At 71.5% G+C, this 9,544-nt stretch carries 9 protein-coding genes and 3 pseudogenes; 7 read left to right on the forward strand and 5 right to left on the reverse strand.

Translation table 11 applies throughout. The features are described from left to right. Positions 1–45: 45 nt before the first annotated feature. The gene (locus E1265_RS27890; protein WP_165953911.1) at positions 46–1,272 is read left to right on the forward strand and encodes a PrsW family intramembrane metalloprotease; all 1,227 of its coding nucleotides are present in this window, start codon (positions 46–48) and stop codon (positions 1,270–1,272) included. A gap of 1 nt (position 1,273) precedes the next feature. Here the strand turns inward: E1265_RS27890 and E1265_RS27895 are convergent, their stop codons facing one another. Then, positions 1,274–1,708 carry an SRPBCC family protein gene (locus tag E1265_RS27895; RefSeq protein ID WP_132933766.1) on the reverse strand — a complete coding sequence of 145 codons (435 nt, stop codon included), beginning with the start codon at positions 1,706–1,708 and terminating at the stop codon, positions 1,274–1,276. 100 nt (positions 1,709–1,808) lie between these two features. Continuing rightward, positions 1,809–2,762, reverse strand: a complete 954-nt coding sequence (locus E1265_RS27900) for a hypothetical protein (RefSeq protein WP_132933767.1) — start codon at positions 2,760–2,762, stop codon at positions 1,809–1,811. Between the two features lie 170 nt (positions 2,763–2,932). On the opposite strand from E1265_RS27900, the gene E1265_RS27905 reads away from it, so the two are divergent. The 3 genes from E1265_RS27905 (at position 2,933) to E1265_RS27915 (ending at position 6,014) form a co-directional block, all read left to right on the forward strand. Continuing rightward, entirely contained in the window at positions 2,933–3,553 is a 621-nt protein-coding gene (locus tag E1265_RS27905) for a hypothetical protein (protein WP_132933768.1), read from the forward strand. A 209-nt stretch (positions 3,554–3,762) separates the two neighbouring features. After that, on the forward strand, positions 3,763–5,367 hold the full coding sequence (locus E1265_RS27910; protein ID WP_132933769.1) for an FAD-dependent oxidoreductase: 1,605 nt from the start codon (positions 3,763–3,765) through the stop codon (positions 5,365–5,367). Beyond that, positions 5,364–6,014 carry a Rid family hydrolase gene (locus E1265_RS27915; RefSeq protein WP_132933770.1) on the forward strand — a complete coding sequence of 217 codons (651 nt, stop codon included), beginning with the start codon at positions 5,364–5,366 and terminating at the stop codon, positions 6,012–6,014. Before E1265_RS27910 ends, E1265_RS27915 begins: the two co-directional genes overlap by 4 nt. Positions 6,015–6,017: 3 nt before the next feature. On the opposite strand, the pseudogene E1265_RS27920 reads toward E1265_RS27915, so the two are convergent. Continuing rightward, positions 6,018–6,448: pseudogene (locus tag E1265_RS27920) on the reverse strand (aminoacyl--tRNA ligase-related protein); the annotation flags it as partial. Between the two features lie 13 nt (positions 6,449–6,461). Between E1265_RS27920 and E1265_RS27925 the strand changes: the two are divergent. The 3 genes and pseudogenes from E1265_RS27925 to E1265_RS27935 all read left to right on the forward strand — a co-directional run bounded on the left by E1265_RS27925 (position 6,462) and on the right by E1265_RS27935 (position 8,743). Beyond that, positions 6,462–7,064 (forward strand): ATP-binding protein, encoded by a 603-nt coding sequence (locus tag E1265_RS27925; RefSeq protein ID WP_132933771.1) that lies wholly within the window; start codon positions 6,462–6,464, stop codon positions 7,062–7,064. A gap of 2 nt (positions 7,065–7,066) precedes the next feature. Further along, positions 7,067–8,187: pseudogene (locus tag E1265_RS27930) on the forward strand (adenosylhomocysteinase). Between the two features lie 7 nt (positions 8,188–8,194). Continuing rightward, on the forward strand, positions 8,195–8,743 hold the full coding sequence (locus E1265_RS27935; protein WP_132933772.1) for an NUDIX hydrolase: 549 nt from the start codon (positions 8,195–8,197) through the stop codon (positions 8,741–8,743). Between the two features lie 30 nt (positions 8,744–8,773). Here the strand turns inward: E1265_RS27935 and E1265_RS27940 are convergent, their stop codons facing one another. Together E1265_RS27940 and E1265_RS27945 are read right to left on the reverse strand one after the other, a co-directional pair. Then, positions 8,774–9,061, reverse strand: a complete 288-nt coding sequence (locus tag E1265_RS27940) for a hypothetical protein (RefSeq protein ID WP_132933773.1) — start codon at positions 9,059–9,061, stop codon at positions 8,774–8,776. Between the two features lie 189 nt (positions 9,062–9,250). Next, positions 9,251–9,544: pseudogene (locus tag E1265_RS27945) on the reverse strand (TetR/AcrR family transcriptional regulator); the annotation flags it as partial.

Below are 9,544 nucleotides of genomic sequence, written 5' to 3' on the forward strand. Positions count from 1 at the left end.
CGCATGGCCTGTTGGCGTGTCGGCATCAGGACGTACAGTCAGGGGGTGCCCCCTGCGCTCCCCCCACGCGACCGTGCTCCCCGCCTGCGCCCGTTGGCCGGCATCGCGGGGCCGCTGGCCGTCTGCGGGGTGGTGGCGGCGGTGCTCGTGGGGCGCGAGACCGGCTGGGCCGGGTTCGGGGTCGGCTTCGTCCTGGCGCTGCTGCCGCTGCCGCTGCTGGTGTTCACCTTCCGGTGGATCGACGCGGTGCTGCCCAAGCCCCCACGCACGTTGGCGTTCGCCTTCGGCTGGGGCGCCTGCGTGGCCACCCTCGTCGCGCTGTTCGCCAACGGGCTGCTGGTGCGGGTGCTGACCGGCTCCTCGGCGACCCTCGCACCCTCGCACGCGGACACCCTGGAGATGACGGTGATCGCGCCGGTGGTGGAGGAGACGGTCAAGGCGATCGCGGTGTTACTCGTCTTCCTGCACCGGCCGGAGGCGTTCAACGGCGTGCTGGCCGGCCTGGTGACCGCAGGCATGAGCGCCGCCGGCTTCGCGTTCACCGAGAACATCCTCTACCTGGGCAGCGCCTTCGACCAGGACCTGGAGTGGGGCCCAGAGACGGCGCTCGACTCGGCGACGGTGGTGACGTTCGTGGTGCGGATCGTGCTGGCGCCGTTCGCGCACCCCGTGTTCACGGCGCTGACCGGGATCGGCTTCGGCCTCGCGGCGATGCTGGGGCCCGAGCGGCGCGGGCCGCGGTTCGGGCTGCCGCTGCTCGGGCTCGCCGCCGCGATGCTCCTGCACTCGGTGTGGAACGCGTCGACCGGGCTGCCGTTCCTCGGCTTCGCCGCCGTCTACGCGCTGGTGATGGTGCCGGTCTTCGCGGCCCTGTGCTGGCTGGCCAGCAGCGCGCGGGACCGCCAGCTGCGCCTCGTGCGGCGCACGCTGCCGGTGTACGCGAGCGCCGGCTGGCTGTCGCCCGAGGAGCCGGCCGCCCTCGGTTCGCTCGGCTCACGCGCCGCCTCCCGCCGGCTGGCCCGCCACCGCCACGGCCCGGCGGGCGTCCGCGCCGTCGCCGAGTACCAGGCGGCGGCCACCACCCTCGCGCTGCTGCGCGAGCGCGCCGACCGGGGCGCGGCCGGGCCGGACTTCCACACCAGGGAGCGGGCGCTGCTCGGCCGCCTCTGGCGGCAGCGCGTCGTGGCCGGCCCGCTGACGGTGGCCTCGGCGCGGACCGGGCCGGCGGCCAAGGCCGCCGCGGACCCGGCCGCCGCCGGCCGGGCGGGCTGACTCACCGCGCGAGCGGCGCGCCGGCCGACCCCGTCACCTCCCTGAGCCGCGCCAGGTCGGCGGCGACCGTGGCGGCGTCCCGCTGGAAATCGGACTCGGTCATGCCCGGCCGCCGGCGGAGGGTGAACACCACCTCGCTCCCCGAGCCGTGGGCGATCACCCGGACCGGGTTGTGGACGGTCTCTCCGGAGGGCAGCGTGACGTCGTGGTCGAGCACGCCGAGGTCGTTGGGCGGGGCGAAGACGATCTCGACCCGCCCCATGGGGGAGGACGCCGCGATCCAGCGCCCGTCGATCCACTCGACGGACCCCGCGCCACCGAGGCCGTGCGCCCACTCGGGCAGGTTGGTCGGGTTCGACGCGTAGCGGTAGACGTCCGCGACCGGGCAATCGATCCGGACGCTGAGGTGTCGGGATTCGTTACCGATGCTGTTCATGGGAGCGACGGTAGCGAGCCACCACGGTCCCCTTCTTGAACGAATCGGCCATCGCGCTGCCGCCGGGTCGTCCGCCCAAGTCAGCGCCAGAGTCCCGGCGCTACCGGAGCGACACCAGGAGCCCGTCCCGGTCGCGGGCGTGCGCCAGCAGCCACTGCCGCTCCTCGGCGCGCAGCTGCCCCGGCAGGGTGAAGCCGACGAGGTCGATCCTGGTCGAGACGTCGAGGTGGTCGAGGAGGCGCGCCACGACGAAGCCGGTGCTCGACTCGGCCGCCCACCGGGACTCGCCGATCAGCGCGGGGTCGCGGACCGGCCGGCTCAGCGACCAGTCCCCGAGGAACTCCTGCGCGCCGGGGACCAGACGGCGGCGGATCGCGTCCCGCCACTGGCTCGGCTCCTCGCCGAAGACCAGCCGGGTGCGGGCCTGCCGCCGCCACCCTGGGCCGCCGCTGCGGCAGGACACGGCGTGCACGTCGACGCGCTCGCCGGTGGACGTGGCGTCGGTCTGGAACGAGTCGACCCGCACGACCACGTCGTAGCCGTCGATCACGCCGCCCAGCGCGCTGCCGGCGAGCCCCTCGCCGTTGGCCACCACGCACACCCGGCGCCCCGCGAGCTGGCCGCGGAGGTCGCCGACGCCGATGGTCCGCGCGCCGCGCGTCACCAGCCCCGGGTCGCCCTCGCCGCCCAGCGCGCGGCTCCGCTCGTGGGCGTCGACCGCCTCGCGGGCCCGGCCATCGGCCTCGAGCGCGAGGGCGCGCAGCCGCCAGGCCTCCCTCGACCTGCTGCGCAGGGCCACCGCGGAGTCGGCGACCCGCCGGGCCAGCCGCACCTCGCCGGCGTCCAGCGCCCGCCGGCCCACGGTGAGCAGCGCGTCGTAGGCGCGGTCGGCCGACGGCTCGTGGGCGGAGTGCTCCACGACGAGCGCGCCGACGGCCGCGACCAGCTTCCTGTCCTCGGGTCCGGTGGCGACGTACGCGGCGCACTCCCGCACGCAGGCGGTGAGGAGATCCTCGGCCCGCGCGACGTTTCCCGGCCGCAGCCTCAGCTTCATACCCCGACTGTCGCCGAGCCAGGCGGCGCCGAGGTGAACACCGGCTTGCGCCGAGCGGTCACGGGCTTACGTCCGGCTGACGGCCGGCGTCGGAATGACCGTGGACGACCCTGGCGCGGGGGGCCGACGGACCGTAACGTCTCCCTCACACACCGCTGGGATGGAGCGCGATGTTCACGGATCACCAGCTGCAGCTCAGGGAGCGTTTCCTGTCCGCGCCGGTCTCGCCGGCGCCTGCTCCCTGGCGGCCGGTCTTCCGCCCACGACCGGCTGTTCCCATCGGCGGCCTGCTCGGCATCGGCTTCGCGGCCGACCCGGCGACCGGCCGGGACCTGGTGATGATCGTCTCCCAGGACGGCCACGGCGTGCTGGACGGCACCACCGGCGCGGTCCTGGCCCGCGACCGCGACCCGGACCCGGACGTCTGCGACCCCACGGGCCCCTTCCTCACCTGTCCTGGTCTTGGCCCGCTCGCCGGCGTCCAGGTCCGGATAGCCGGCCTCCACGGCGGCGGGCTGCACGCCACGACGGCCGACGGCTGGACCCTCGACGTCGTCAGCCCCGACTGGCCCCACCAGCGGGTCCTGCTCTCCACCGACGGCGGCCTCTGCCACGGCCCGGCCGGCGGCTGCTGGTGGCACATCCACCACATCACCCACGCCACGCCGCGGGCCGCCGGCTTCTCGCCCTCGGGCGGCACCCTGGCCATCGCGACCAGCGCCGACCTCACTCTCCTCACCCGGTCGGAAGGCAGACAGCGACGGTCAGCCTCGTTCAACGACCTCACGTGAACAGTCGGGTTCACGGAACTTCGCGGTAGGCAATTCGGCGAACCACGGATACATCCGCGGCATTCGACGGAAACAGCGCTGCCAGACCCTCGTGGGGCAGACCGGCCACATCCGTAACCACCCGGTACGGCCGGATCGTTCACGCACCACGCGACTCCAGCCCTCCCCGGGCACCGGCTCGCCGGGAGTCGCGCCCGTAAGGAGGCAAGATGGCAGTGGCAGCTTCGCGCCGCGACTTCCTGAGATCCGTCGGAGTCGCCGGCGGCGCCGGAGTGCTCTACTCCACCATGGGCGCCCTCGGACTCGCCCCCGTCCCCGACGCCCGCGCCGAGGCGTACCGCCCACCGACGCCCGGCGACTTCACGCTCAGCGGCCGTGCCGCGAAGAAGGTCCTGATCCTCGGCGCCGGCATCGCCGGCCTGGCCACCGCCTACGAGCTGGGCAAGGCCGGATACGACTGTCACATCCTGGAGGCCAAGAACCGCCCCGGCGGCCGCAACTGGACCGTCCGCGGCGGCACCACCGAGACCGACCTCGACGGCCGCACCCAGCGCGCCACGTTCTCCGACGGCGAGTACATGAACGCCGGTCCCGCCCGGCTCCCGCAGTCCCACGTCACGCTCGAGTACTGCCGCGAACTCGGCGTCGAACTCGAGGTGTTCACCAACCAGAACGCCAACGCCTACATCCACCACGAGAACGTACCCGGCGCCCTGGCCGGTCGGCCCGTGCGCTGGCGCACCGCCAAGGCCGACGTCTACGGCTACGTATCCGAACTGCTCGCCAAGGCCACCGACCAGGGCGCGCTCGACGCCGAACTCACGACCGACGACAAGGAACGCCTCCTCTCCTTCCTGCGGAACTTCGGCGCCATCAACGGCCGCGCCGACGGCTGGACCTACACCGGCACCAACCGCCGCGGCTACTCCGTGGAGCCCGGCGCCGGCCTGGAGGCGGGCACCGTCCTCGGGTCCGTGCCGTCCATGTCCGACGTGATCGCCAGCGGCATCGGCACCCGCTTCTCGTTCGAGTTCGGCTACGACCAGGCCATGCTCATGTTCCAGCCGGTCGGCGGCATGGACGCGATACCCCGCGCCCTCGCCGAGGCGATAGGCCGCCGCCGCGTCACCTACGGCGCCGAGGTCACCGCCGTCACCAACCACGACGACGGCGCCGAGGTCACCTGGCGCGACGGCCGCGGCCGCGTCCACGCCGAGACCGCCGACTTCGTGGTCGCCGCCATCCCGCCCATGATCATGGCCCGCGTCCGGCACAACCTCGGCGACGACGTGACCACGGCGCTCCGCTACGCCACGCCCACCCCGGTCGGCAAGATCGGCCTCGAGTACCGGCGCCGCTGGTGGGAGACGGACGAGCACGTCTACGGCGGCATCACCCCCACCGACCTCGACATCTCCACCATCTGGTACCCGTCACACGGCTTCCACGGCCGCCGCGGCACCGTCATCGGCTACTACAACTTCGGCGACAACGCGCTCGCCTACAGCCGCCTCACCCACCAGGAACGACTCGCCAGGGCCCTCGACCGCGGCGCCCGCGTACACGGCGAGAAGTACCGCACCGAACTCGACCGCTCCTTCAGCGTGGCCTGGCACCGCACCCCGTTCATCGAGGCTGGCTGGGTCGGCTGGCCCTCCCAGACAGGACCCGAGTACCGGCTGCTCAACGAGCCCGCCGGCCACGTCTACTTCGCCGGCGACTGGCTCAGCCACGCCATCGCCTGGCAGCACGGCGCGTTCACCTCGGCCCGCAAGGTCGTCACCGAGATCCACGAGAGGGTGCTGTCCGCATGACCACCACGCGCACCAGGTCGTTGACCGCGCTCGCCGCCACGGGTCTCCTCGTGGTCGGCGGCGCCACCCTCGCCGAGGCCGGCGGCTGGTGGCAGCCGCGCCCCACCCAGGTGCGGGTCATGCTGCCCGAGGGCAACTCCAACCCGGCCATATCCAACGGCGTCGCCATGGGCGGCCAGGTCGCGACCTACGCCAGCAGCGGCCTCGGCCCCACCGCCCTCAACCCGTCCGCGCCCGCCGGCTCCCCCGAGCGCTACACCGACCCGTCCCTCACCGAGGGCGCGCAGGGCGTCACCATCACCGAGGCCCAGGCCCTGGTCGTGCTGCGCAACATCGTGAACAACCTGGAGGCTGCCGGCCTGCGCCCCGAGGACGTCGTCACCATGAAGTGCTACCTGATGGCGCCGCCCGGCGCGGAAACCGCCGACTACGCCGGCTGGAACCGCGCCTACCGGCAGTACTTCGCCAACATCGACCTCGCCACCGAGGCCGTCATCCCCGTCCCCATGGGCACCTCCACCCCCAAGCCGCCGCTCGTCGCCAACGACGCGCGCCCGGCCCGCGCCACCATGGAGGTCGCCTCCCTGGCCGTCCCCGGCTGGCTCGTCGAGGTGGAGGTGACCGCCGCCTACCCGACGCGGCGCTGACGGCTACGTGACCGGCGTGCCGTCCACCCCGATCTCCCGGAACCCCAGATAGGGAACGAGCGCCTCGGGCAGCGCGATCGAACCGTCCGCCCGCTGCCCGTTCTCCAGCAGCGCGGCCAGGGTGCGGCCGACCGGGAGGCCGGAGCCGTTGAGCGTGACGACCGGCTTCGGCTTCCCGTCCGCGCCCCGGGTGCGGATGTTGGCGCGCCGCGCCTGGAACGTGCCGAAGTTCGAGACCGACGAGATCTCGCGGTAGGTGTCCTGGCTCGGGAACCACACCTCGATGTCGTAGGTGAACTGGGCGGAGAACCCGGTGTCGCCCGCGGCGAGGACGACCACCCGGTAGGCGAGGCCGAGTTCCTTGAGGCAGGCCTCGGCGTGCCCAGCATCCGCTCCAGCTCAGCGTCGGCGTCCTCGGGGTCGCAGATCCGCACCATTGCTAGGGGTATGCAGTCACACAGCGCCTACACCACAACCGGCGTGCTCGTTCGGCTGTCCCCGGCGGCGGCTGCACCTGGGCCGAGGTCAGCCGCCTTGCCCCGCACACGCCTTCATCTCGTCACTGAGCGCCTTCGCGGGCTCGACAGCGAGGGCGGGCTCATGCTGTGTAGCTCTTTCGGCCGCTTCCCCGGCGTCGTGCGCCTCATCCGGAACGTGGCCGCCGAACTAGCCGAGTGCCCGGGCTACTTCGACCAGGTCGACGATGTACGGCTGCTCGCGAGCGAGCTCGCGACCAACGCCGCGCGCCACTCGCATGGCGACATCACCCTAACCGTGCGGCGTCGGGTGGACCGAGCTCTCTTCCTCGCGGTGGGGGATGAGTCGCCCGAGACTCCCTCGCGTCGCGTGGCGGCCCCAGACGACGAGCACGGACGCGGCCTCGAACTCGTGCGGCTTCTCACCGCCGAGTGGGGGATCGTATCCACCGGACACGCCTCCAAGTACGTCTGGTGTGTGCTCCCCACACCGCCCCACCTCGATGCCAGCTCGACATGCCTCGCCAGCGAGTTCCTTGACGGGGCCCACACACCGGAGCTAAGGGAGCTGTGATCGTGGAGCAGTTCGATCGAGCGCGCCTCGACTCGTATTTCGCCCGAATCGCCACGCAGTTCAGGCCGGACGATGCGCCGGTGTCGTTCCTCATCACGCATCTGCTACCTGAACGGCCGTCCTTCGTAAGGGCGGTTGACAGCGTGTCCGATCTGCGCGCTGTGCTGCCCAAGCCAAAGTCCATCGACGCTGGCGCTCGACGCGAGGTCGAACGCTTCGCACAGTGCGACGAACTGTCCCGCGACCTGTTCTCCGACTCGGACGCGTGCCTCGACTACGTCGAGGCACGTGCGGCGGGTAGTCCGTCGTCTTGCTGGACGTCGGTGGCTACTTCGCGCCCACGTTGGACGCCCTCTGTGCCCGTTTCTCGGGTCGCCTCCTCGGCGTCGTCGAGGACACTGAGAACGGACACAAGCGCTACGCCGAGACGGAGAAGCTTCCCTGCCCGGTCGTGTCCGTCGCTCGCTCACCGTTGAAGGACCCCGAGGACTACCTCGTGGGCCAGTCTGTGGTGTTCTCCACCGAGGCCCTCATGCGTGCCCAGGGCGACATCCTCAACGGTCGACACGCCCTCGTAGTCGGTTTCGGCAAGCTCGGGTCGAGTATCGCTCGCCTGCTGCACGCCAAAGCCGTTCAAGTCACGGTGTACGACATCGACCCCGTCCGCCGTGCGCAGGCCCTCAGCCAGGGGTTCACCGTCGCCCGCGATCGCGAGTCGGCTCTCAAAGACGCGGGCCTTGTCCTTTGTGCCACAGGTGCCGTGTCCCTCCGAGGCGAGGACTTCTCGTCCCTGCGTAACGGGGCGTACGTCGCCACGGCCACCAGCAGCGAGGACGAACTCGACCTCGACGGGCTACCCAGCATCTACAGCCGAACGCCGACCGGTGACCACATCACTCGGTACCAGACGACCGGCCACTACTTCTACCTGCTCAACGATGGCAATGCCGTCAACTTCATCCACGGTGCCAGCGTGGGGCCATTCATCTTCCTCGTACAGGCCGAGATTCTCGCCGGCATCCGCATGCTCGCTCGTGGGGACCTCCGGCCTGATATGTACGAGGTCAGCGCCAAGGACCGCGCCAGCATCGCAGCGACCTGGCTGAACTACTTCAACCGCTAGGAGCAACATGCCGATTGCGACAGACCACGTACGACAGACTGTGAACACGTACCTGAGCCAGCACCCAGACGAGAAGGACCGTCTGTCGGCCCTTCTCGAGGTGCTCGATGCCACCGGCGACAGGATCGCCACGCGCACGGAGTTCCGGGGACACGTCACCGCCGGTGCCGTTCTGCTCCGTCCCGACGGTCGCGTACTCCAGATCGAACACAAGGCATTGCGGAAGTGGCTTCTGCCTGGTGGGCACACGGAGGACTCCGACACATCGCTGCTCGACGCCGCACTCCGGGAGCTCTCCGAAGAGACCGGCATCGGCCGCGAGCAGGTAGAGCCCGAGGGAATCACACCTATTGACATCGACGTGCACCCGATTCCAGCCAACGATGCCAAGGGCGAGCCCGAACACCAGCACTTCGACTTCCGGTTCCTGTTCCGGACCACGGCTGACGCGGTGGCGCTCCAAGTGGAGGAGGTCACGAACTACGGGTGGACGCCTGCGGATATGTTGGCGAGCGAGCATCTGCGCGCACGCGTGCTCGTCGCAGCCGGCCGGTAGTCCTCTCTCCCCGTCCGCTCGCCGCCTTCCTCAATCGCGGCGAGCGGATGGCTGTTCGCTGTCGGCGCCTGGCTGCGGCGATGACACCCCGTATGCCCACGACCACAGCCACGGGTCGCCGAGCGGCTCAACGAACTCCGCCGAGCAACCAGAGACTCCGGCACCGATACGGACCTCTGGGGCCCGGGTGGGGTGGTGGCGAAGGACGGTGCCCGGCTCGTCGCGGAACGCCGTGGCGAGCAGGTCGGCGCCGTCGACCAGCGGGCGGGTCTCCACTCGGTGGTCGAAGGCGGCTACGAAAAGGGCGAGGGGGTTCATCCCAGGGAGGCCTCCGTCAGTTTCGCGATCTCCGCCTCGGTGAGGGTGAGGCCGTCGAGGGCCAGGAGGGCGGGGAGTTGAGAGGGGTGCGGGCGCTGGCGATGGGTGTCGCCGCTAAAGGGTCGGTGGTGAGAGCGGGCCGTTACGGCGAGGGGTGAGCGGGTGCTCGCGAGGGCGGACGGCCGGTGCTCAGGGGAGCGGCCAGTTGCGTAGGGCGGCGTCGGCCATCTCCTGGAGTTCGTCCTGGCCGACACCGCTCGCGGCTTGCACGGCGATGCCGAATGCCAAGGTGGTGACGTAGCGGGCCAGTAGTCCCGGATTGGCCTCCGAAGGCAGGTCGCCGTCGGCGAGGGCTCGCTGGAATCGCTCTCGGACCCGGGAGCAGCCGTTGTTGCGCCAGGCGGCGAGAACGTCACGGACTTCGCGTCCGGAGTCGCTGACGGCCAGGGCGCCCTGGACGCCCATGCATCCATGGGGGCGGGC

It is taken from the genome of Streptomyces sp. 8K308 (assembly GCF_004348315.1).
GTDB lineage: Bacteria > Actinomycetota > Actinomycetes > Streptomycetales > Streptomycetaceae > Streptomyces.